The organism is Escherichia sp. AM3, assembly GCF_032029835.1.
Classification (GTDB): domain Bacteria; phylum Pseudomonadota; class Gammaproteobacteria; order Enterobacterales; family Enterobacteriaceae; genus Escherichia; species Escherichia coli.
Map to the genome: position 1 here is coordinate 1 of NZ_JAVUPQ010000858.1, position 290 is coordinate 290.

Annotated in this window: 1 protein-coding gene; it reads right to left on the reverse strand. The window is 62.4% G+C overall.

Annotated elements, in window-relative coordinates:
• The coding region (locus tag RTW80_RS28725) for a hypothetical protein (protein ID WP_312721497.1) at nt 1-245 on the reverse strand (245 nt) is incomplete at its 3' end.
• Between the last annotated feature and the right edge of the window lie 45 nt (nt 246-290).

Below are 290 nucleotides of genomic sequence, written 5' to 3' on the forward strand. Positions count from 1 at the left end.
CCGATAAGCTGCCCGTCACGACGAATACGGGCCTCGCCCGCCGTGGGAAAATAGACCACCACCGGCGTCAGAGAGAGCGTGTTATCGCGCTTGCGGGAGTTGGCCTGGTTGCCCATGGAAACGCCGTAGACTTCACCGCCGGAAATCCCGCTGACGCTCGCCAGAGACTGCATCGCCCAGCCGTTCAGCATGCCCGCGGCGTAGCGCATCCCCTGATAGTCGCGCTCCCACATAACCGCGTTCATCTGGGTATCGCTGCTGTTCTCGTTGACGTAGCCAGAGCCGTCGAT